The 22,164-nt window shown below is 31.4% G+C and carries 20 protein-coding genes; 10 read left to right on the top strand and 10 right to left on the bottom strand.

Features of this window, described 5'->3' with window-relative positions; genetic code table 11:
* Nucleotides 1–71: 71 nt before the first annotated feature.
* Nucleotides 72–1,367: an NAD(P)/FAD-dependent oxidoreductase gene (locus tag ACYEKI_RS03330; protein WP_459209740.1), complete on the bottom strand. Its 1,296-nt coding sequence runs from the start codon at nt 1,365–1,367 to the stop codon at nt 72–74.
* A 188-nt stretch (nt 1,368–1,555) separates the two neighbouring features.
* Between ACYEKI_RS03330 and ACYEKI_RS03325 the strand changes: the two genes are divergently transcribed.
* Both ACYEKI_RS03325 and ACYEKI_RS03320 read left to right on the top strand, forming a co-directional pair.
* Nucleotides 1,556–2,050 carry an RNA polymerase sigma factor gene (locus ACYEKI_RS03325; protein ID WP_459209739.1) on the top strand — a complete coding sequence of 165 codons (495 nt, stop codon included), beginning with the start codon at nt 1,556–1,558 and terminating at the stop codon, nt 2,048–2,050.
* Between the two features lie 2 nt (nt 2,051–2,052).
* Nucleotides 2,053–2,685 (top strand): hypothetical protein, encoded by a 633-nt coding sequence (locus tag ACYEKI_RS03320; RefSeq protein WP_459209738.1) that lies wholly within the window; start codon nt 2,053–2,055, stop codon nt 2,683–2,685.
* Here ACYEKI_RS03320 and ACYEKI_RS03315 read toward each other — a convergent pair.
* Nucleotides 2,682–3,872, bottom strand: a complete 1,191-nt coding sequence (locus tag ACYEKI_RS03315; RefSeq protein ID WP_459209737.1) for an LETM1-related biofilm-associated protein — start codon at nt 3,870–3,872, stop codon at nt 2,682–2,684. The two genes, ACYEKI_RS03320 and ACYEKI_RS03315, sit on opposite strands and share 4 nt — an antisense overlap.
* A 404-nt stretch (nt 3,873–4,276) precedes the next feature.
* On the opposite strand from ACYEKI_RS03315, the gene ACYEKI_RS03310 reads away from it, so the two are divergent.
* The gene (locus ACYEKI_RS03310; RefSeq protein ID WP_459209736.1) at nt 4,277–4,633 is read left to right on the top strand and encodes a hypothetical protein; all 357 of its coding nucleotides are present in this window, start codon (nt 4,277–4,279) and stop codon (nt 4,631–4,633) included.
* A 44-nt stretch (nt 4,634–4,677) separates the two neighbouring features.
* On the opposite strand, the gene ACYEKI_RS03305 is transcribed toward ACYEKI_RS03310, so the two are convergent.
* From ACYEKI_RS03305 to ACYEKI_RS03280, 6 genes are all read right to left on the bottom strand, one after another.
* Nucleotides 4,678–5,214 carry a GNAT family N-acetyltransferase gene (locus ACYEKI_RS03305; RefSeq protein ID WP_459209735.1) on the bottom strand — a complete coding sequence of 179 codons (537 nt, stop codon included), beginning with the start codon at nt 5,212–5,214 and terminating at the stop codon, nt 4,678–4,680.
* Between the two features lie 11 nt (nt 5,215–5,225).
* The gene (locus tag ACYEKI_RS03300; protein ID WP_459209734.1) at nt 5,226–5,690 is read right to left on the bottom strand and encodes a nucleoside deaminase; all 465 of its coding nucleotides are present in this window, start codon (nt 5,688–5,690) and stop codon (nt 5,226–5,228) included.
* A gap of 100 nt (nt 5,691–5,790) precedes the next feature.
* Nucleotides 5,791–7,239: a pyridoxal phosphate-dependent decarboxylase family protein gene (locus tag ACYEKI_RS03295; protein WP_459209733.1), complete on the bottom strand. Its 1,449-nt coding sequence runs from the start codon at nt 7,237–7,239 to the stop codon at nt 5,791–5,793.
* A gap of 113 nt (nt 7,240–7,352) precedes the next feature.
* Nucleotides 7,353–7,943, bottom strand: coding sequence for an aspartyl/asparaginyl beta-hydroxylase domain-containing protein (locus ACYEKI_RS03290; RefSeq protein WP_459209732.1), 591 nt, complete (start codon nt 7,941–7,943; stop codon nt 7,353–7,355).
* Nucleotides 7,944–8,061: 118 nt separating this feature from the next.
* Complete coding sequence (locus ACYEKI_RS03285; protein ID WP_459209731.1) at nt 8,062–8,643, bottom strand: PhnA domain-containing protein; 582 nt, start codon at nt 8,641–8,643, stop codon at nt 8,062–8,064.
* Nucleotides 8,644–8,724: 81 nt separating this feature from the next.
* Nucleotides 8,725–10,674, bottom strand: a complete 1,950-nt coding sequence (locus ACYEKI_RS03280; protein ID WP_459209730.1) for a hypothetical protein — start codon at nt 10,672–10,674, stop codon at nt 8,725–8,727.
* 246 nt (nt 10,675–10,920) lie between these two features.
* On the opposite strand from ACYEKI_RS03280, the gene ACYEKI_RS03275 reads away from it, so the two are divergent.
* The gene (locus ACYEKI_RS03275; protein ID WP_459209729.1) at nt 10,921–13,107 is read left to right on the top strand and encodes an alkaline phosphatase D family protein; all 2,187 of its coding nucleotides are present in this window, start codon (nt 10,921–10,923) and stop codon (nt 13,105–13,107) included.
* A 72-nt stretch (nt 13,108–13,179) separates the two neighbouring features.
* Here the strand turns inward: ACYEKI_RS03275 and ACYEKI_RS03270 are convergent, their stop codons facing one another.
* Together ACYEKI_RS03270 and ACYEKI_RS03265 are read right to left on the bottom strand one after the other, a co-directional pair.
* The gene (locus ACYEKI_RS03270) at nt 13,180–13,560 is read right to left on the bottom strand and encodes a RidA family protein (protein ID WP_459209728.1); all 381 of its coding nucleotides are present in this window, start codon (nt 13,558–13,560) and stop codon (nt 13,180–13,182) included.
* 37 nt (nt 13,561–13,597) lie between these two features.
* Nucleotides 13,598–16,387 carry a putative LPS assembly protein LptD gene (locus ACYEKI_RS03265; RefSeq protein WP_459209727.1) on the bottom strand — a complete coding sequence of 930 codons (2,790 nt, stop codon included), beginning with the start codon at nt 16,385–16,387 and terminating at the stop codon, nt 13,598–13,600.
* Nucleotides 16,388–16,586: 199 nt separating this feature from the next.
* Between ACYEKI_RS03265 and ACYEKI_RS03260 the strand changes: the two genes are divergently transcribed.
* The 6 genes from ACYEKI_RS03260 (at nt 16,587) to ACYEKI_RS03235 (ending at nt 22,115) form a co-directional block, all read left to right on the top strand.
* A complete protein-coding gene (locus tag ACYEKI_RS03260) occupies nt 16,587–17,684 on the top strand; it encodes an N-acetylmuramoyl-L-alanine amidase family protein (RefSeq protein ID WP_459209726.1) in 1,098 nt (365 codons plus the stop codon).
* An 89-nt stretch (nt 17,685–17,773) separates the two neighbouring features.
* Nucleotides 17,774–18,724, top strand: a complete 951-nt coding sequence (locus tag ACYEKI_RS03255) for an MlaD family protein (RefSeq protein WP_459209725.1) — start codon at nt 17,774–17,776, stop codon at nt 18,722–18,724.
* Between the two features lie 38 nt (nt 18,725–18,762).
* Nucleotides 18,763–20,088, top strand: a complete 1,326-nt coding sequence (locus tag ACYEKI_RS03250; RefSeq protein WP_459209985.1) for a 4Fe-4S dicluster domain-containing protein — start codon at nt 18,763–18,765, stop codon at nt 20,086–20,088.
* Nucleotides 20,089–20,174: 86 nt separating this feature from the next.
* On the top strand, nt 20,175–20,621 hold the full coding sequence (locus tag ACYEKI_RS03245; RefSeq protein WP_459209724.1) for an LNS2 domain-containing protein: 447 nt from the start codon (nt 20,175–20,177) through the stop codon (nt 20,619–20,621).
* A gap of 33 nt (nt 20,622–20,654) precedes the next feature.
* Complete coding sequence (locus tag ACYEKI_RS03240) at nt 20,655–21,446, top strand: (Fe-S)-binding protein (protein ID WP_459209723.1); 792 nt, start codon at nt 20,655–20,657, stop codon at nt 21,444–21,446.
* 183 nt (nt 21,447–21,629) lie between these two features.
* Complete coding sequence (locus ACYEKI_RS03235) at nt 21,630–22,115, top strand: ABC transporter ATPase (RefSeq protein WP_459209722.1); 486 nt, start codon at nt 21,630–21,632, stop codon at nt 22,113–22,115.
* The last annotated feature ends 49 nt before the right edge of the window (nt 22,116–22,164 follow it).

Below are 22,164 nucleotides of genomic sequence, written 5' to 3'. Positions count from 1 at the left end.
TTCTAAAAGAAGAGTCTCATTGATTAAAGAATACTTAAACAATGAGACTTTATAATTGTACGATAACAGTGTTATACTTTTTCTGTTACGTCAATTTTATTTTTAAAGGGACGAACGATTAGTCTTGCGGCTTTATCATAATTAATATAATTATAAGACCAATTAAAGAATGTCACAAAGCGGTTTCTAAAACCTACTAAAAACCATAAATGAATAAACATCCATACAAACCAAGCGAAGAATCCAGCAAATTTAAACTTACCTAGATCAACTACGGCTTTGTTTCTTCCGATTGTAGCCATAGAACCTTTGTCAAAATAAGTAAAAGGAAGCATTTCTTTACCTTTTAATAAACGTTTTAGGTTTTTGGCTAAATGTTTACCTTGTTGAATGGCAGGTTGTGCTACCATAGGATGTCCTTTAGGAAATGCAGGAGTTTGCATTAATGCAATATCACCTAATGCAAATATATGCTCATAACCTTTTATTTGATTAAAACGATTTACCTCGTATCGATTAGCTCTAGGGATTAGTGAATCTGCTTGAATTCCGTCAACAGGAGCACCAGTTACACCTGCCGCCCATATAAATGTAGCTGTTTCAAAAATATTACCAGTAGTTGTAGTAACAATATTATTACTGTAATCACTAACTAAGGTATTTAAGTGTATGTGAACCCCTAATTGGGTTAAAAAATCAGCTGCTTTTTTTGAAGCTTTAGCACTCATAGGAGGTAATACACGATTGGCACCTTCTATAAGATGAATTTCCATTTCGTCAAAATCCATATCAGGATAATCACGAGGAAGTACGTTGATTTTAAGTTCTGCAATTCCACCTGCAAGTTCAACACCTGTAGGACCAGCACCAGCAATTACAAAACGCAGTAATTCTTTTCGTTGTTTAGGATCTTTTGTAATTACGGCTTGCTCTAGATTTTCGAGTAAAAAACTCCTTAAATTCAATGCTTGAGGTAAATTTTTCATTCGCATGGCATGCTGCTCCACATTCTTATTTCCAAAAAAATTAGTGCGAGCACCAGTAGCAATGACCAGATAATCATAAGTGAGATTACCAATAGAAGTGTGAATGGTTTTTGTAGTATCATTTATAGCAGAAACTTCGGCCATTCTAAAAAAAGTATTGGTTCCCTTTTTAACGACTTTACGAAGAGGATAAGCTATAGAATCAGGTTCTAAAGAAGCTGTAGAAACTTGATAGAGTAGTGGTTGAAAAGTATGATAGTTTTGTCGGTCAATAAGTACAATTTGAACTTTTTCTTTTAAGAGATTTCTAGCAAGAGAAACCCCTGCAAAACCACCCCCTATAATCACTAATCTGGGGGTATTAGTTTTAGGTATATTCATAACGCTGTAGTTGTATTACAAAGATACGGAGGCTCTAAAATATTATAGTATAAAAAAGGAATAAAGTATGGTATAAATGATAAATTTATAGAGGAAAAAACAGGCTGAAAATAGAGAAGCAAAAAAAAATAAAAAAAAGGTGTAACAAATAATATTTAATAGCTACTTATACAGTGTAATTGACCAAAGTGAATAAAGATTTAGAACATAGTTTTGTAACGCTACTTGAGAAGAATCAAAATATAGTGCATAAGGTATGTCGTATATATACAAGCGACTCTGATTCACATAATGATTTGTTTCAAGAGATAACCATCCAACTCTGGAAAGCATATCCCAAATTTAGAGGAGATGCTAAGTTTAGTACATGGATGTATAGAGTTGCATTAAACACAGCTATCACTTTATACAGAAAATCAAAAAAGAACATAAAAACTTCAGATTATGATGCATTAAGTTTTAAGATTAGTGCAGAAGAATACGACTATGAAGTTGAACAACGGTTGAAATTAATGTATGAAGCAGTGAAAAAGCTAAATGATATCGAAAAAGCTTTGGTATTTCTATATCTGGAAGACAAATCTTATAGAGAAATCTCTGAAACTATGGGGATTTCTGAGGTGAACGCAAGGGTTAAAATGAATCGAGTGAAAACGAAGTTGAAAAAAATATTAAATCCGTGATTATGGATGAATTAGAATTGCTAAAAAAAGATTGGAAAAAACAAGACGATAAGTTACCCAAATTATCCTATGACGAGATCTATAAAATGATGCTAAAAAAATCATCATCTCTTGTCAAATGGATTTTTATGATAAGTGTAGGAGAGTTTCTTATATTATTCCTTTTAGAAGTTATAGGAAGAGTAAATGGAGCTTATGAAATGTTTGGTGAAGATATAATTTATAAAAATATATCTATAGTATCGAATGTGATATCCTATTCGGTAATCTTGTTTTTTATGGTAAAGTTTTATATGAATTATAAAACGATACAAACGACAGATTCTGCTAAAGAATTAATGAAAAATATACTTAAGACTAGAAGAACGGTTAAGTATTATGTCATAACTAACCTGTCCATATTAACAATAGCTCTAACAATAGCTTTTGGGTATGTACTTTTTGGAGGAGGAGATCTTCAAGTTACTAAAGAATTGGCTGATACCGAAATGTCAAAATATGCTATAATGACTGTGTTTTTTATCTTTATAATAATAACAATATTTATTGCAGGATTAATATATTTCTTATTATATGGATTGTTAACACGTAAGTTGAAGAAAAATTATAAAGAACTTAAAAAGATGGATCTTTAATCATATTCTTGAAGGTGATTCTCATTAAAGGCAGAGGGGAGAAGTTGCGGTATAAACTTGACCAAAACTGGTAAAATAAAACTCCCACCTGGAATAATGAAAATGGCTAATGAAGGAATCGTTTTACAAATATCAAGCAGTTGGTTTTTAACTAACTGCTTTTCTTTTGAGCTTAAATTACGTTGTGTAGATTGATGTAATAAAATCATTAATTCCTTGCTCTGTGATATTTCTTTGATTAATCGTTTTTTATTTCTTAATATCAATAAGTTGATAGAGCGAATAGATTGATTATAAAAATGGCGAGCAGGATTTGAATAATTGTAAAATGAAATCGAGGTTTTATGCTTTTCTATAAAAGCATGAACCGTATCAAAAGAATATTGAATAGCTTCTTTTGACAAATGCATAGCATGACCTAGTTTATATACAAATTGGCGTTCATAAGGGTCAATATGACCATCATTCCATAAAGCAAGACTTGTTAAATCCAATATATATTGTTTTTCTATAGGATCTTGATAACGTTCTAAAAATAAATGTTCAAAAGCTAGGTGCTCATCTTCTTCAGTAATCTCATTATAACGTATAGAAGAAGTAAGTAACTTTAAAACAAGCTCATCATAAGTATTCTTTTGATCTTTAGAATTAAGAGCACAAAATACGGTATTAGTAATGGTACGCTCTAACTGCGTAGCATAAGACAAAGGATTACTATTTTGAGATAAATATTGTTTAAAAGCTAATACATCTATAAAAAGTAACGCATTAGTAAATAAATGACTAAAGTTTCTTCTGAAAATAGATTCGTTGGTTTGGATTCTTGTATGAATGATACGCTCTAAAGTATCATTAGCAGTATTAAAAAATGAAAATAAAGATTTTGAATTATCTATAAAATTATAAAATTCAATAATTTTATTAATGCAATCTTCTCGAGATTCATTATCAGCAATATTGTGATATACAATGATAAGAGAAGCTAGTAAATTAACTTTAGTCTTTTCCTCTTCAGATAAATCCAAATCATAATCGTGTTCATAAAACAAATAAATAGAAGTACCATAAACAAAACCAGTATTCTTAACATGCTCATATAAAGAAATTATAGGAGTAGTTTGAAATAAAGGGTTTTGATCAATGTCTTTTAAAAACTTTGTGATCCAACCATTTGCAGAAGGGTTCATGAATAGACGATTGTGATTATTAGATAAAATTAAAAAATAAAATTTAAAAAAATAGAAGTGTTTTCAGAATTAGGTTGAGATTGAAAAATACTTGAGTATTTTCTCCACACACATAGTGTATAAATGGAATTATAGCTAAGAAAACGTTGATAATTACAGCTTAATATATCATAAAAACAAATATGCATAATCTCACTGTTTATCGCTAGTGACTTCATAATCTTAGGGATACTAATTTAAGATTCTTTTAAGAAAAAGAAACAGAAGTATAGTGAATTAGTAGAAAAATAATACTTTTGTTGTATTGGAATACATTTTATAACAAAAAATAGAGGATAGGTAATAATTTTTTTTATTGTCTATCTAGCGTATTTAATGTTGTAAAGAGGGATAATTATTATACTTTGAATTTACTAAAGCGTATTAAAGCGATAAGGCTATGGTATAAAGAATTGAGTAGATTAAAAAGAATCATTTTATTAGTGATTGAGCTTTTTATCTATGGTATTCTTATAGGACTAATAGCCGGAGAGTTTAAAAATGTCTATGATTATAGATGGATTTATGAGTATGGAACATATTTAGCATTACTATTATTTGGATTATCAGTTTTAGGATCTGTGATTATATCTATGGTTTTTGTAATAAAATCAGAATCAGATTGGAAAAAGGATTTTATATGGTTATGTGTAAGTATTTTTCCTGTTATTTATGTCGCTATTTTGATGATAATCGGTAAAGTTATACCTGTATTGTTTTAAACAATAAAGTAGAATAATGAGAACACTATTCTACTTCGTCACTTTTAATCTTTAGAGGTAGTATATAAACTACATTTTTTTAAACGTTCGTTTGTTAATAATAGAGGGTGATCAAAATTTTTTACTTTGGTCATACCTATTTTTTGCATTACAGCAATTGATTTTTCGTTAATTGTAGGAGCAGTAGAGAGTACTTCGTTTAATTGAAGTACATCAAAAGCATATGTTAAACATTTTTTAGCACCTTCAGTAGCATAGCCATTAAACCATGATGATTTTTTTAATCGCCATCCTATATCTACACAAGGAGTAAAATCTGTATCATAATCTTGATATGATAAACCAATAAAACCAATAAACTCTTTTGTTTCCAAAACTTCTACAGCAAAATAACAATGATTGCGTTGCTCATATTGTTTTTGCATACGTAGAATAAAGTTTTTAGTATCTTCTTGAGTTGGAATAGAAGGGAAGAACTCCATCACCTCAGGATCAGCATTGATAGCTGCCATTTGCTCTAGATCGTCAATAGACCAATTACGAAACCCTAAACGTTCCGAAGTAAATACATAAGAATCCATAGAAAGAGAAATTATAAATTAAGCCAATATTTTTGATGTTGGAGAATAGCTTTATGTTCTAGAATGCCACCAATAACTATAGGTGGATTTAAAGCATTTTTAAAAACTTGGGTACTATGACAAGCCAAGAATTTACCTGCAATTTGGTCTAAATGAGTTGCAGAAGCTGCATATATAATAGTTTTTATTCCAGACCAGTAAATTGCACCAGAGCACATAGCACATGGCTCTGTAGTAGTGTAAAGTATCATCTCGGCCAACTGTGTTGAGGTATATAATTGCGAAGCTTTAGAAACCAAATTCAATTCGGCATGGCGCGTAATATCTTTAGACGTATGAATACTATTTTTTGCCTCAAGAATTATTTCTTGATTATGAACCAATAAGGCAGCAAAAGGGTGATTACCATCATCTACCGCTTCATTTGCAAGTTGTAGCGCTTGATCCATGAAATATTCATGAGAATACGTATGCATTGAAAAAAAATTTAGAAAGAGATATACGAAGCAAACTTACAAAACAAAACCTGAAATATATAAGTATTTCAGGTTTTGATCTATCTCTAATATGATGTGATTACGATTCAATTTTTGTCAATGCTGTTTCACCAAACTTTTCACCTAAGGCTAAAGTATCTAAAATATGGTCTAGAGTAGTTCTAGGATTGATTAAACACATACGAAGTACCACTTGGTTTTGTAATACAGTAGTAACCAATAAGGCTTCACCAGAAGAAACTATGTGTTGTGATATAGATTGATTGATAGCATCAAGTTGCTTTTCTGAAAGATTTTCTCCAATAGGATTATATCTAAAATTGATAACTCCTAGAGTAGCAGGAGAAATAATTTCCCATAGTTTACTACGTCTTAAAATACCTTCGAGCGTTTCAGCTAAATCAAGATTATATTGTACGGCTTTTTTAAATGAAGCTAATCCAAAAGTCTTAATAGACATATAGAATTTTAAAGCTCTAAAACGTCTAGTAAGCTGAATTCCGTGATCGTAAAAGTTAATTTCTGATTCGTTACCTTCAATATCTCTTAAATATTCAGGTTTTTCACTGAAAGTTCCGCTTAACCAATTATGATTTTTAACAAGTAAACAACCTATTTCATAAGGTTGATAAAACCACTTATGGGGATCCACAGTAAGTGAGTCTGCTTTTTCGATTCCTTTTAACAAAGATTTTCCTTCATCACCCAAAATGGCTGCACCACCATAAGCTCCATCAACATGCATCCATAAATCTTCTTGAGCACATATTTTGGCAATTTCGTCAAGAGGATCAACAGTTCCAGTATTAGTTGTTCCAGCAGAAGCAATAATACAGAAAGGTTGTAATCCTTCTAAACGATCTTTGGCTATCGCATTTTTTAATTTATTAAGAGAAATTTTGAATTCTAAATCTGTTGGAATAATGCGTATTTGCTCTTTTTTAAAACCAATAACTTTAATGGCTTTTATATTTGAAGAATGGGCTTGATCAGAAAGATAGATAATTGCCTTTGAAAAATCACTACCACATTTAATTCTTCTGGCTGTAACCAAAGCAGTAAGATTTGCCATAGAACCACCACTAGTAAAAATTCCTCCTCCTTGTTTAGCAGGAAAACCAAACATATCTAATAGCCAGTTCATTGTAACGATCTCTAACTCGGCAGCAGCAGGAGAGGCAGCCCATCCTCCAGAAAAAATATTAAATCCAGTGGCAATAGTATCTGCCATAGCACTAATATAATTACTTGGTCCAGGAACAAAAGAAAATGATTTAGGGTGTGAAACTATATTACTATGCGGAATCACATTTTCTAATACAAAATCTAATACACTATTAGGATCACTAGGCATCATAGGAATATCTTCGACTAGTAAAGCATCCATTTCTTCTCGTGTAGCTGTTGCTACAGGTTTTTTATCATTTTGTGTGTCAAAATGTGCTACAATATGATCAACTATTTTATAACCATATTGTTTCATATCCTCTTTGGATAAGGTCAATAAGGGGTTAATATCGTGACTCATTAATATACTTACTCTAATTGTTTAAATAGGATGCAAAGTTACCTTAATTCAAAACAATATCAGAGATATAATTAAGAGAATTTTAACGATAAAAAATAATAAAACAGAATAGTTTATTGACTGTCATGGATAATTTTTCTTACCCAATCGTTAGGTATCATATCAAGTGTTAAATTAACACGTTCTGTAGCACCAAAATTTGTGATTTTATGAGGATCAGAAAGTTTTAAATACCAGCATTCCCCTGGTAACATAGCTACAGGAGTGTTATTTAGAAAGAAAGTTACTTGATCGTTTATATAGATCGGAATAGTCAATCGAATTACAGATTCGGGTACATCAATAGCTAAGGTAGGATCTGTATGTTCTTTTACTACCGCACCAGGAGCTAAACGTAATAAACGAACTAAAGTGACAGTAGTATGTTGACGAAAAAAGTCTACAATCTCAGTTAAATATGGAGATTGTTTTAAAATAGGAGTATCAAGCCAATCAGTCCAAGAACCATCGGCATAATTTGAAGCAGGAGGAGGAAATGGTAAAGAAGGATCGACAAGATGGGCGGGAGATCTTAATGGAATAACATTGTAATATTCAAAATGATTAAGTTTTAAAGCTTCAAATTCGGAAAGCATTTTTGAGACGTCAAAAGAGAAAGGTAATTTGATACGATCTTTATCTAGTGTAGCAGTAAGTTCTGACATGAGTTGATTTTTAGAAAAAACTTATAGCTATCAATTTAATAAAACTTAATGATTTATAATAATATAAAATAAAAGTCCTTATAATTAATGATTATAAGGACTTTACTGAGGAAGAAAATTATATTTTTTTTACATATTGTGTAAGAATAACGATATGTTGTCCCTCAACACGACCTTCTATTTGATTAGGATTATCCCATACCAAAGAGATTCTACGGACAGCAGTTCCTCGTTTTGCAGTAAAATTAGCTCCCTTTACATTTAAGTCTTTGATAAGGACTACAGAATCTCCATCTTGTAATTGAACTCCATTACTATCAAAATGTTTGATTTTGTTTTCATCATCATCACCTTCGCCAGTTGCTTTTGCCCAAGTCAAAGTTTCTTCATCAAGATAGAGCATATCTAATAAATCTTGAGGCCATCCTTCGTTGCGTAAACGAGTGAGCATACGCCAAGCTACAACTTGAACAGCCGAGATTTCGCTCCACATACTATCATTAAGACAGCGCCAGTGATTTGGAGTAATATTAGCAGGGTTTTCTATTTGATCTTTGCAAGTTTCGCAAATCAAAATAGAAAAGTCTTCATTAAAATCTGTTTTAGGGGGAACAATATAAGCTGTTAATCCATCAGGTGATTTACATAATTCACAAGATGAATTACTACGGGTATGCAATTTTTTTTCTATGTTATTCATACTATAAATTTGAAGCGCGATATTTAATCAAATATCGCGCTTCAAATTTATAAGAATTTATGATCGGTTTAAAAATAATCTTTACTCTTTATTTTCTAGTAAAGCTTCAATTTTTGCTAAGCGTTTAGCTAGAGATTTTAATTCGTCAAGTTCTTTTTGTTGTTGTAGAATTGTAGCTTCTTGTACAGAAATTTTCTTTTCTTGCTGAATAGTATATAATGTTAATTCTTCTATTTTTTGAAGTAATTTAGCATCCATTTCACCTAAGAAAATTCCGTTTTTTTCAACTTCTACAGCACTAGGAATATCTTTAAGGTGACCTTTAGTCGCAATATGATTTTCTACTTCTTTAAGCGTAGGAAGAACATAATCTTTTTCAAAAACAAAATCAGACCAAGTACCTACTTCTACTTTGATTTCTCTAGCACCAATTGATCCATCTACAGCTAGTTTATGAGATCCTGTAGTTGTAGTTCCTATACCTACATTTCCTTCTTTATTAATTAAAAAACGTGAGGTTACTTGTAATTGACTTCCTTTTGCAGTTTGTACTTTAGGAGTGTTTAAAAATTCTAGAGTACCAGGACCCACTCTTAAAGCACTTCTATAACCACTAAAATTATCAAATGTTGAAATTAATTGACCATTAGTACCTTCATTTGGCATACCTGCAGCACCATAACCAATAATAAATGCTCCGGAAGAAAAATTAGAACTTAAAGTACCTAAATGATTACCATTTTGATATTTTTGAGCAAATACCAATCCTCCTTTTGTTGCATCAGGACCAGCCTCAATTCTACCCTGATGATTAATTCGCATTCTTTCTACCATTGAAGTTGAATTATTAGGAGATGTACCAAATACCAAATCCCCTCCTGTAGCACCATCCCATGAACTGTATTCTGCAGCAATAACGGCTAAATTTTCATTGGGATTATCACTTAATCCAAATTGTAATTCAGATCGTCTACCAAAACTTGTTGCAAAAGAATTATTGATTCGTATAGCAGATTTGGTATTATTTCCCAAAACAGTATTACTTTCTTCAGAGTAAATAGTTAAACTTCTACTTGGTGTTGTAGTACCAATACCAATTTTTCCATTAGCAACGAATAGATCGGATCCTTCTACTGTTTCGTTACCTACCCAAACATCATGACCAGTACCATAGTTTAAATATAAACGTTCTGCATCAAAACTATCAGAGCTTTTTCCATTAATATGTCTTGCATATAGAGAAGCATTTCCATCTGCGCCAACACTTATATTTCCGCTTGTTGCTAAATCATAATAATCTGTTGCTTGAGTCCCAATACCTATATTGCCATTAAAAAATACTTTTTTAGGATTAATGGACAAAGGAACACCTTCCCATGTACCATTATCCCATGTAGAGATTTCCATAGCATTACGACTTTGATACCATCCCATATATAGCCTTTTTTGCTCATTATCATTTGATAATTTAATTTGCCAACTATCACCACCTACAATTTCTAATTTCCTTTGGGGATTGTCTGTGCCTATACCAATATTTCCATTAGAGTTTACTTGAAAACGAGTATTGTCATAGTTGTCTTGTACAGAGAGAACAGGTGTATTATTAGCAGCTGCACTTTGAATTTTTAATCCTTTACCAGAACCATGACCGTTTTTAATTATTGTTGCCCAGCTTTCTGAACCTTGATAAATATCTAATTTAGCTTTAGGATCAGTTCTATTACCAAGACCGACATCACCAGAAGATGTTAATACAAGACCGTTAGAGAAATTATATCCCATACGTAGATAGTTTCCACTCGGATCGTCTTGTATCGTATAGTAATTCGAACCAGTAAAATCACCATCACTATCAAATAGTAAATAGTTTTTAGTTTTCAATGAACCTTGTGTGTCAATAGAGTAATTACCAGATTGAATGATATTTCCAGAGGAAACAGTTACATTACCCGAAGGTGGAAAATTATTTTGTGCAAAAACACCAAAAGATGTCCCTATTAGGGACAAGAAAAACATTGTTTTTTTCATGTCAATAAGAATTGATGAATGATTATTAATAAGATGCAAAAATAATTTTTTTACGGTAAAAACGCATTTAATATTTAAAAAATAGCATAAGCAAAAAGAAAAAGAATAAACAAAAGATTATATATTTTAAAAGTTTTTGATACCAAATAGTTATGTGTTTTATGAATTTATTAAATAGAAAATAAGCAGAATTTTATCTGTGTCGCATCTCATATTTTCGCGCCAAAACACATAAATCTTATCATAATGAAACTAAACTTTAAATTTTTAATTGTAATTTTTAGTATTACCCAAATTACATTTGCCCAAGAAGTAATATCTACTTTAACAAAGATTGAACGTAACACAAATCAAGGACAGATAACATCGTATTTTGATGAAGAATTAGCTCCTTTTTATCATGGTGTAGCATCTGGTGACCCTCTTGAAGATGCAGTAATTATTTGGACACGTGTAACAACTAATGCTCCGTCTGTTACTGTACAATGGAAAATAGCAACAGATCAAGGAATGAGTCAAATTGTTAACCAAGGAGAAGTTATCACAGATCAATCAAAAGATTATACAGTTAAAGTTGATGCTACAGGACTCAGTGCTTATCAAACATATTATTATCAATTTGAAGCAGAGGGAATAAAATCAATAATAGGAAAAACTAGAACTACACCAAAAAAACAGCAAATGGTTGATAATTTAAGATTTGCGGTGGTTTCTTGTTCAAATTATCAAGGAGGATATTTTAATGCGTATAATCAAATAGCTAAGCGTAATGATCTGGACGCGGTAATCCATCTAGGAGATTATATTTATGAATATGAATCTGGTGGTTATGGTTATAGTGATGATCTAGGAAGAATACACTTGCCAGCAAACGAAATAGTGACGTTAAATGATTATCGAGTACGATATTCTTTTTATAGACTAGATCCTATGTTACGTAATGTACACCAACAACATCCTTTTATCAATATATGGGATGATCATGAGTTTGCAAATGATGCAAATAAATTTGGAGCAGAAAACCATGATCCTAATACAGAAGGAAGTTGGATTACTAGAAAAGCTAATGCATATAAAGCTTATTTTGAATGGATGCCTATAAGAGCGAATTCAATTGAAGAATACAGACTCTATAGAAAAATCTCTTATGGGAAATTGATGGACTTAATGATGTTAGATACAAGGATAGAAGGTAGAGAGACTCAAGTAAGTAGTTCTAAAAATTTGATAAGTGCAGCCGCGACAAATAAAGAATTTAAGAAATTTACTCAAGAAGTAATCGCAACTAAGGATCTAACTCAAAAAGAAGATGTTGCTGAGATTTTAGAAGTGGTATTGCCTATGATTTTAAACGTTAATGTAACAGATAAAGAGATTGATAACGCTTTAAATCAAGAAGAATTAGATCGTGTGATTTCAATTTTTACAGAACGTGTAATAGATCAAAACTTTGAATTGACGAATAAAAAGCAAACAGATGAATTAACTCTTTTATTAGAAAAAGGGACGAGATATGAAGATGAAAAAAATGCAGAAAAAAGTAATCAAACATATAAGTCTATTTTAGGAGCAGAGCAATTTGAGTGGTTAACTAACGAATTAAGAACTTCACAAGCAAGATGGAAAGTTATAGGAAATCAAGTAATGGTTATGCCATGGAAAGGAGTTCCTTCAGACGATGCTTGGGATGGATATAGTGAAGAAAGAAATAGATTATTACGTTATATAAAAGATAACGATATAAATAACTTGATAGTACTTACAGGAGATATACATAGTACATTTATAGGAGAAGTAAAATATGATGGTAAATGTGAGATGTGTGAATTTGTAGTACCAAGTGTAACTTCGACTAATTTAGACTTTTTAGGAGGATTAATTTCTGGAGTAGGAGAGTTTTATGTAAAACTTTTGAATAGTCATTTTAAAGATGTAGATCTAAATAATCATGGATATTATGTATTAGATGTTAGAGAAGATAGAGTACAGGGAGATTGGTATGATACTAATGAAATTAAAAGACCTGTAAATGGTGAGACGCATTCTAGAAGCTGGTATGTGAACAATAATGATTGTAGAGTACGTAAAACTTCAAATCCTAGTAGTGCATTAAAAGGAGTTTATGAAAAATCAATCAATAACGAATTTGTAAATCAAGAGAAGATTAAAGATGATAACTTTACTGTAATTGGAGTTTATCCTAACCCGTTAGAGGTTAACGGAAACGTCCACTATTTAGTAAATAAGAATAGTGAAATCACTGTAGCATTATTTGATATAAACGGAACATTAATTAAAACATTGCAAAATGATAGATTAGAAAAAGGAATTTATAATTTATCATTTACTGTTGACGGTATACAACCAGGAACATATATAATAACAATGACATCAGATAATACAAAAGCTACTAGAAAAATAGTAATTAGATAACTGAATATAAAAGCAAAAGAAAAGCCTCTTTGAGTCAATATCAAAGAGGCTTTTCTTTTTTATAAAAGGATATTACTTTACAGCAATAACAGAAATTTCTACATTAACTGATTTAGGTAGTGTTTTTACAGCAACAGTTTCTCTTGCAGGAGCTGTTGCTTCATCAAAATAACTACCATATATGTCATTTACAGCGGCAAAATTATTCATATCACTTAAGAATATAGTTGTTTTAATAACATTTTCAAAAGTCATTTCGGCAGCAGTAAGTACAGCTTTTAAATTTTGCATTACTTGTTGTGCTTCAGTTTTAATATCATCCAAAACTAAATCTCCAGTTTCTGGATTAATAGCAATTTGACCAGAAGTATATAAAGTATTTCCAGTTAAAACAGCTTGACTATAAGGCCCTATAGGAGCTGGAGCTTGAGGGGTATTGATAATCTTTTTCATAGAATTATAATGTTGTATTTATGTGTGATTTGATAGTTTATAATCTGCGGTCTGGCTCTCTACGTTTTTCCCATTTAATATCACTAAGTACAGATGATTTGATACCAATAAAGAAATTCCATGATGTACGACTACTAAACGGAATCCAATTGAAACTCATACGCCAACTTTCTAAGTCTCGTTGGAATCTTAAGTTAGTAAACGTGAATCCAGGGTTTTTTAGATCATAACCAGAAGAGACACCTACAGTCCATCTAGGAGCAATTTCTACATCTCCAGAAAACATAAGAGAATGTGAGGAAATCTCATTTTGCCTAGCATTATTGTTATAGTTTACATTGTATGAAAGTCGTAAAGACCAGGGGATTTTGTAATGATAATGCTTGGTCTCTTTATCAGATGATTTGTCATCGTCGGTAGTTTGATTACCTATACCATCTCTAAAATCAGTTCCACCACCAAATAAATTATCGGGACGACCTCCATTTCTAAAGGTTTCATTAGTTGCTTGATTTTCGTTTGTTTTTCCTTTTTCAAAATCTTTACTAGAGAAGGAATAACCAAAATTGGCACTAGCACGAGTTAGTCTAAATAAACTTCCGCCGTTGTCAATGTTCCAAACATCAATTTTACGATTGTTATTATCTAAGGCATAAGGATCTAATTCACCACTAAAATTAATATCTAATTTATTGGTAATAATAGGAATATTACCAGTAATAGATAACGGACTTAATCTAAGAGAATCACCAGCTAAATTATATGCAGTTGAAATATTAAAGTTATTTAATAAACTTACTTTTTTAGGCTCTGTAGCAGTAGAGTCTTTACTTCTTACCTTAGCTTCTACTGTGTTACTTAATGAAAAACCAATGCTACTAGAAAAAGTATTACTTGGTGCCCCAAAGAATCCTCCTTGGAATCTGGTATATTCTACAACTTCATCTTCACCACTGTTTGAGTTACTACCAGGTATGGTGTAACTATCATAAAATTGATTAAAAGCTGGATTGATAGAGTAACTTATCGATGGACGTATCGTATGTCGAATAGCTTGAATCTTACTGGTTTCTTTAAAATTGAAAGTACCATAAATAGTAGTACCTAAACTTGTACTAAAGTTATATGTTCTAAAAGTATCAAAACCTTTTATAGTATCTCGAACTACTTCACCAGCACCGTTGTTAGCGGTAGGATCATAACTTTGTTCTATAGTTTCAAAAACCCAACTTTCTTGATAATTAGTACTTGCACTAGCACTTATATATTTAAATAACTTAAAGTTAGTACTAATAGGAATGGAATGTTGAATACCCATACGAGCATCATCAAACATACGAGAAGTAAAAAGTAACGAATCTGTTGTACTGATTCGGTTTTCACCTCTTAAATTGTATTGAAAGTTGATGTTTTGAAAAATACCTTTTTTAGTGCCAGATTTAGGTGCAAAAGGAAATATTCTTGATACACTAGCATTAAGTGTAGGTAATGTTAGGTTAACCTCTTCTGTATTGGTATTTTGATTGTGCGTTGCAGCCAAGGATATGTTTACTTCTGGATCACCTTGAAAAGTTTTCGAATACGAAATAGAAGAACTTAAGTTGTTATTTAAGAAGTTACCTGTGTTTAATTGATTGGTAGATTGTCTAAAATAATCACTACTACCAAAGTTAACCGAAGCAGCAAATCTAGAATTAGGGTTCGCTTTAGGATCTTGACTATGTCTCCATTGTATATTATAGGTAGACGTTCTCGAGAAATCAGGGAAACCACGTTCACTTTGTAAAAAGTTTTCAAAACGAACATTAAAATTACCATTAAAACGATATCGGAGTGCATAACTTGACTCAGCCCGCAAAGCATAACTACCATTAGTATAGTAATCTCCTAAAAGAGTAAGATCTACATAGTCACTAATAGCAAAATAGTATCCACCATTTTGTAAGAAATATCCTCTATTGTTTTCTTGTCCATAAGAAGGTATAATAAAACCAGAGGTTCGAGTTTCTGTTAATGGAAAATAACCAAAAGGTAATCCTAATGGAGTAGGAACATCTGCGATATACATGTTAACTAATCCAGTGACAATTTTTTTCTTAGGCACAAACTTGATACGTCTAGCATAGAAGTAATACTCGGGATCCTCAATGTTTTCTGAAGTTGTAAAACGTACATTTTTCATGTAAACTACAGAATCATTTTCACGTTTTGATACTTCATTATAAATTTTCATTCCGCTTTGCTCCGTTCTAGAATTGTAGATCAAAGCTTTTTCGGTATCAAAATTAAAACGAATAGAATCAGGTTCTACAATATTTTGTGCTTGTTTAAATATAGGAGTTTGCGTATAAGTTCCTGTAGAATCTTTAATTCCGTAGGCATATACTTCATTCTTATCGTTGTCCAAAATAATAAGCCCAGCATTAATTTGCATCTCACCGTAGATGATCTCTGCTTGATTATATAAATACATTTTATTGTGCTTTCGACTTAAATGCATATAATCGGTAGCTTTATAAGTGACTTTATCAGTTAAAAATTGAGGTTCTGGAGCTACAGAGTCTATTTTTACAGTATCTGCGGCTTGTTCACTTAAAGCTTCTTCAGGGGTTTTTGTCTTAGGTTTTTTTACAGAATCACGTAAAACAGGGATAGCTTCCTCTTGAGCTTTGGTTTTTAGAGTCGTATTTTTACCCACTTCTTGTGCTGTAATTGATTGACTGCAAAACAGTATCAAACTAAGTGAATAAAGTATGTTTCGTATTGTTTTTTGCAATGTTTTAAATCCTATTTTTGTACAACTATGGCTTAGTTTTTGAAGTGCCAAAATTACATATATTTTTTGGTAGCAAAGGTTGTAATAATAAAAAAAATTTTTAGATAATAGATAAAATTATTATACTGCTGACTGTTCTAAGTATATAGAGGGGATTTTGATGTTTGTTATCAATAACCGATTTAACATTAAAATAGTATAAGACGATACTGAATAAATAGGATATGTCGTTTTATATAAAAAATAACTTATGATGAAAAAAAGCACACATTTTAAAATCATTTTAATTGTTTTTATTTGTATTGGGTTGAGTTTTAAGTCATCAAATACTATACCGCATATTGATAAATTTGTGGTCGTATTAGATGCTGGACATGGGGGGAAAGATTCTGGTAATGTAGGTAATGGATATAGAGAAAAAGATATTGCTTTAAAAGTAGTTCTTGATGTAGGAAAACGATTAGAAAAAGATGGAAGATTTGAAGTAATATATACTAGAAAATCGGATAAATTTATTGAGTTATACGAAAGAGGAAATATAGCAAATAAAGCCAAAGCAGATTTATTTGTATCAATTCATTGTAATGCTCATAGGTCACAAGCTTCGGGGACAGAAACATTTGTTCTGGGTTTACATGCTAACAAAGAAAACTTTGATATCGCAAAAAATGAGAACTCTGTAATTCTCTTAGAGGATAATTATGAAGCAAATTATGATGGATTTGATCCTAATTCTCCAGAATCAGTTATAGGACTTACACTTTTACAAGAAGAATATTTAGAGCAAAGTGTAGCATTGGCGAGTTTAGTACAAGATAGTTTTACTAAATCATTAAAACGAAAAAGTAGAGGGGTAAAACAAGCTGGTTTTGTCGTTTTACATCAAACATTTATGCCTAGTGTATTAATAGAATTAGGTTTTTTAACAAATAATAGAGAAGGGAGATACCTTAATTCAAAGAGAGGTCAAAGTGATATGGCTAAATCCATATTTAAATCGATATTAGATTATAAGAAGAGTGTCGATGCGTTGTATACTAATAATGTACAACATACAGCACATCAGGAAATATATGAAGGAATAGTCTTTAAAGTACAAATTTCGGCGAGCTCAAGAGCTATAGAAACTAAACCATATAACTTTAATGGACTACAAGAGATTAGTAGAATTAAGTATGGAGAACGATATAAATACTTTTATGGAAGTACATCAGATTATTTAAGAATAAAAAGACAAAAGAAAGAAGCAGAAAAAGAAGGTTTTGAATCTAGTTTCATAGTAGCTTTCAAAGGTAATCAAATGATTCCTTTAAGTGAAGCACTAGAAGCGAATACTGTTTCTAATTAATCTAAATAAATACAATAATATTGTATAACTATCGTATTAATAAAATACAATTTTATTTCTAAATTTGTTACTCAAAAAATATAGCTATTTTGAAAATTACTCGCGAAGTTAAAACAGGAATTTTAGCAATTAGTGCTATTGCTTTATTTATTTTTGGATATAACTTTTTAAAAGGAAAAAACCTTTTAGAATCAGATAGAACATTCTATGTGGTTTATAAAGATGTAGAAGGATTGATACCATCCTCACCAGTAACTATCAATGGATTGATAGTAGGAAAAGTAAAGAGCATTGATTTCTTAAATAATCAAGGAAATCTAATTGTAACTTTTAATGTGAATAGTGACTTTGAATTTTCAAAGAATAGTTTTGCACAAATTCACGGAACAGGATTGATAGGAGGGAAGTCACTTTCGGTAACACCAGTTCATGATAAAGCTCAAGCAGCAAAAAATGGAGATACTTTACCTGGTAAAGTAGAAGAAGGAATATTAGACATTGTTAATGATCGTTTTACACCATTACAAGAAAAACTTGAAGTAGCGATTATTAATGCAAATACATTGTTAACTTCTTTAAACAAAACGTTGTCCAAAGACACACAAGAGGATATACAATCTGCATTAAAGAATTTGAATCATACAATGCAGTCTTTTAAAGGAGCTTCAGGTAAATTGAATACTTTATTAGAGCAAAATCAAGAAAAGTTAAACAATACATTTACTAATCTTGATGCGATGTCAACAAACTTGAATACGTTTACAGAAGGATTATCAAAAGTGGAGATAGAGAAATTAGGAAAAGACTTAAAAGGTATTGTTGCTAATTTTGATAAAATCGCTAATGATATTCAAGGAGGAAAAGGAACTATGGGGAAATTGCTTAAAGACGAAAAGTTATATGACAACCTTGAACGTACAAGTAAACAATTAGAACTATTATTACAAGATTTAAGATTAAATCCTAAAAGATATGTACACATCTCTGTTTTTGGTAAAAACAATAAACCTTATCAAAAACCAGCAGATTCAATACAATAAACAAACTAACTGAACTAACATACTCTCTTTAATACATGATGCAATATATACCTAATATTATTTTTATACTGGCATTAGCTGCAGGAATTGGATATTTTACGATGAATGTCCGTAAACTTATACGTAATATCCGATTAGGAAAAGACATTGATCGAAGTGATAATAAGTCAGCACGTTTTAAAAACATGGCTAAAATAGCTTTAGGTCAAGGTAAAATGACACGTAGACCAGTATCAGGATTTTTACATATTATAGTGTATGTTGGGTTTATCATCATTAATATAGAAGTATTAGAAATCATCATTGATGGTATATTTGGAACACATAGAATCTTTTCATTTTTAGGAGGATTATATGATTTCTTAATAGGATCTTTTGAGGTTTTAGCATTTCTAGTATTAGTTGGAGTTATCATTTTTTGGATACGTAGAAACATTGTTAAGATCAAACGTTTCTGGAATCCAGAAATGAAAGGATGGCCTAAGAATGATGGTAACTTGATTTTGTATTTCGAAATGGTTTTAATGACATTATTCCTTGTCATGAATGCTACAGATTTACAATTACAAGAGTTAGGAGCAGATCATTATATTAAAGCAGGAGCATATCCTATAAGTCAGTTTATCAGTCCGTTGTTTGACGGAATGAGTGAAGGAACCTTGATTCTTATCGAAAGAGGAGCTTGGTGGTTACACATTTTAGGGATTTTAGTATTCTTAAATTATTTATATTTCTCTAAACATTTACACATTCTATTAGCATTCCCAAATACGTATTTTGCCAACTTAAAGCCACAAGGTGAATTCAATAACCTTGAAGCAGTGACTAAAGAGGTGATGTTAATGATGGATCCTAATGCAGATCCATTTGCAGCTCCAGAAGCAGGAGAAGAAGAGGGAGAACCAGAAAAGTTTGGAGCATCTGATGTAACAGATTTAAACTGGGTTCAATTAATGAATTCATATACCTGTACAGAGTGTGGACGTTGTACAAGCGAATGTCCTGCGAACCAAACAGGGAAAAAACTTTCTCCTAGAAAGATCATGATGGATACCAGAGATCGTCTACAAGAAGTGGGAGATAACATTGATAAAAACGGAAGTTTTGTTGATGATGGTAAACAGCTATTAAACGATTACATTACACCAGAAGAACTATGGGCTTGTACAAGTTGTAACGCTTGTGTAGAAACATGTCCAGTAAACATCAGTCCATTATCCATTATTCTTGATATGCGTCGTTATTTAGTAATGGAAGAAAGTGCTGCACCATCAGAATTAAACGTGATGATGACCAATATTGAAAACAACGGAGCTCCATGGCCATTTAACCAGATGGATCGTATGAACTGGAGTAACGAGTAAAATACAAATAATGTCTACCAAACATTATTGTAATATATAAGTTAACCACAACCACTAAAAACCCTCTAACCAAGGAACTTAAAATTATGGATAAAAAAGAAGTTGAAAAACTCTTACACGATAAGGTTGAAGCAGGAGAAAAGATCAGTCCAGTTTTACCAGAAGGTGTCAAGAATTATCTTATAGATATCGACGGTACAATTACCGAGGATGTCCCAAATGAAGAACCAGAAAGAATGGCCACGTGTAAGCCATTTCCTGATGCGCTAGAAACTGTCAATAAATGGTATGATGAAGGACATGTGATATGTTTCTTTACTTCGAGAACAGAAGATCATAGAGAAGTAACAGAAGCATGGTTAAAAGAGCATGGATTCAAATACCACAGTATGTTGATGGGAAAACCAAGAGGAGGAAACTATCACTGGATAGATAACCACCTTGTAAAAGCTACACGTTATACAGGAAAGTTTACAAATCTTGTAGAACGATTAGTAAATATTGAAGTGTTTGATGATGGTAAACACGATTAATTAATAATAAAAGAAGATTATAAAGTTAACTATATGAGCGAAACATTAAAGGTGCCAACAATGGCAGAGTATATGGCAGAAGGAAAAAAGCCAGAAGTTTTATTTTGGGTAGGATGTGCTGGTAGTTTTGATGATAGAGCCAAAAAAATAACCAAAGCTTTTGTAAAACTCTTACATAGTGCTAATGTTGATTTCGCAGTATTAGGTACAGAAGAAAGTTGTACAGGAGATCCAGCAAAACGTTCTGGAAATGAATTTTTATTTCAAATGCAAGCTGTTACGAATATAGAAGTAATGAATGCATACGAAATCAAGAAAGTAGTAACTGCTTGTCCGCATTGTTTTAATACCATTAAAAATGAATACCCTGCATTAGGAGGAAACTATGAAGTAATGCATCATACAAGTTTCTTAAAATCATTACTAGAAGAAGGTAGATTAACAGTAGAAGGAGGAAAGTTTAAAGGAAAACGAATTACATTTCACGACCCATGCTATTTAGGAAGAGCTAATAATGTGTATGAAGCTCCAAGAGATCTACTTAGAAAGCTTGAGGTTGAGTTGGTTGAAATGAAACGTTGTAAAATTAATGGATTGTGTTGTGGAGCTGGTGGAGCACAGATGTTTAAAGAGCCAGAACCAGGAAATAAAGACATTAATGTAGAACGAACAGAAGATGCTTTAGAAACTAAACCAGAAGTTATTGCAGCAGGATGTCCATTCTGTAATACCATGATGACAGACGGTATAAAAAGCAAAGAGAAAGAAGATGCTGTAGAAGTACTTGATATAGCAGAAATGATTGCTACAGCGCAAGATTTATAAGAGAAAGAATTACAATTAATAGAAATATAAAAGAGTTAGTATGAGAAATCATATTAACTCTTTTTTAGCATAAAAAAAGTAATAGTTTTTAGTACTTTTAATAAAGGATAATCAGCAACCATAAATCAAGGCATTATTGTTGCTGTTAACAAGTATAAAGAAGACAAAGAAAAAGTAAGATATATGTTAGTAGATTTTAACACACTACCAGAAACATCAAGAATATGGATCTATCAAGCAAATAGATCATTTAATGAGGAAGAATTAAATAGTATAAAAGAAAAGTTAGATACGTTTATCAATCAATGGACTGCACACGGAGCAGATCTTAAAGCAGGATACGAAATCAAATACAAACGATTTATTGTTATGGCATTGGATCAAGATGTACAAGCAGCTACTGGATGTTCCATAGACGCATCAGTACATTTTATTCAGCAATTAGAACAAGAATATGGGGTTGATTTAATGGATAAAATGAACGTTTCCTTTAAACAAGGAGAATACGTAGCATACAAAGCATTAAAGGATTTTAAGAAAATGGCAAAAGATAGATCTGTCTCGCCTAATACAATAGTTTTTAATAATCTGGTAACCAATATAGCAGAGTATAAAACACAATGGGAAGTACCTGCAAAAGAGAGTTGGCATAACCGTTTTTTAAACTAAGATTAAGATCCTGTGAAGTACATAAAGCATTCATATATATTGCTATTTT

It is taken from the genome of Aquimarina rhabdastrellae (assembly GCA_947387485.1).
GTDB lineage: Bacteria > Bacteroidota > Bacteroidia > Flavobacteriales > Flavobacteriaceae > Aquimarina.
Note: the sequence above shows the minus strand (reverse complement) of the source record. Positions and strands in the feature narration are given on the sequence as shown.

What these genes read in the sequence shown, in the direction of transcription:
- ACYEKI_RS03250 (WP_459209985.1), top strand. Translation starts at nt 18,763, where the DNA reads ATGCAATATATACCTAATATTATTTTTATACTGGCATTAGCTGCAGGA.
- ACYEKI_RS03245 (WP_459209724.1), top strand. Translation starts at nt 20,175, where the DNA reads ATGGATAAAAAAGAAGTTGAAAAACTCTTACACGATAAGGTTGAAGCA.
- ACYEKI_RS03270 (WP_459209728.1), bottom strand. Translation starts at nt 13,560, where the DNA reads ATGAAAAAGATTATCAATACCCCTCAAGCTCCAGCTCCTATAGGGCCT.
- ACYEKI_RS03290 (WP_459209732.1), bottom strand. Translation starts at nt 7,943, where the DNA reads ATGTCAGAACTTACTGCTACACTAGATAAAGATCGTATCAAATTACCT.
- ACYEKI_RS03315 (WP_459209737.1), bottom strand. Translation starts at nt 3,872, where the DNA reads ATGAACCCTTCTGCAAATGGTTGGATCACAAAGTTTTTAAAAGACATT.
- ACYEKI_RS03295 (WP_459209733.1), bottom strand. Translation starts at nt 7,239, where the DNA reads ATGAGTCACGATATTAACCCCTTATTGACCTTATCCAAAGAGGATATG.
- ACYEKI_RS03280 (WP_459209730.1), bottom strand. Translation starts at nt 10,674, where the DNA reads ATGAAAAAAACAATGTTTTTCTTGTCCCTAATAGGGACATCTTTTGGT.
- ACYEKI_RS03240 (WP_459209723.1), top strand. Translation starts at nt 20,655, where the DNA reads ATGAGCGAAACATTAAAGGTGCCAACAATGGCAGAGTATATGGCAGAA.
- ACYEKI_RS03300 (WP_459209734.1), bottom strand. Translation starts at nt 5,690, where the DNA reads ATGCATACGTATTCTCATGAATATTTCATGGATCAAGCGCTACAACTT.
- ACYEKI_RS03330 (WP_459209740.1), bottom strand. Translation starts at nt 1,367, where the DNA reads ATGAATATACCTAAAACTAATACCCCCAGATTAGTGATTATAGGGGGT.
- ACYEKI_RS03260 (WP_459209726.1), top strand. Translation starts at nt 16,587, where the DNA reads ATGATGAAAAAAAGCACACATTTTAAAATCATTTTAATTGTTTTTATT.
- ACYEKI_RS03320 (WP_459209738.1), top strand. Translation starts at nt 2,053, where the DNA reads ATGGATGAATTAGAATTGCTAAAAAAAGATTGGAAAAAACAAGACGAT.
- ACYEKI_RS03285 (WP_459209731.1), bottom strand. Translation starts at nt 8,643, where the DNA reads ATGAATAACATAGAAAAAAAATTGCATACCCGTAGTAATTCATCTTGT.
- ACYEKI_RS03235 (WP_459209722.1), top strand. Translation starts at nt 21,630, where the DNA reads ATGTTAGTAGATTTTAACACACTACCAGAAACATCAAGAATATGGATC.
- ACYEKI_RS03275 (WP_459209729.1), top strand. Translation starts at nt 10,921, where the DNA reads ATGAAACTAAACTTTAAATTTTTAATTGTAATTTTTAGTATTACCCAA.
- ACYEKI_RS03305 (WP_459209735.1), bottom strand. Translation starts at nt 5,214, where the DNA reads ATGGATTCTTATGTATTTACTTCGGAACGTTTAGGGTTTCGTAATTGG.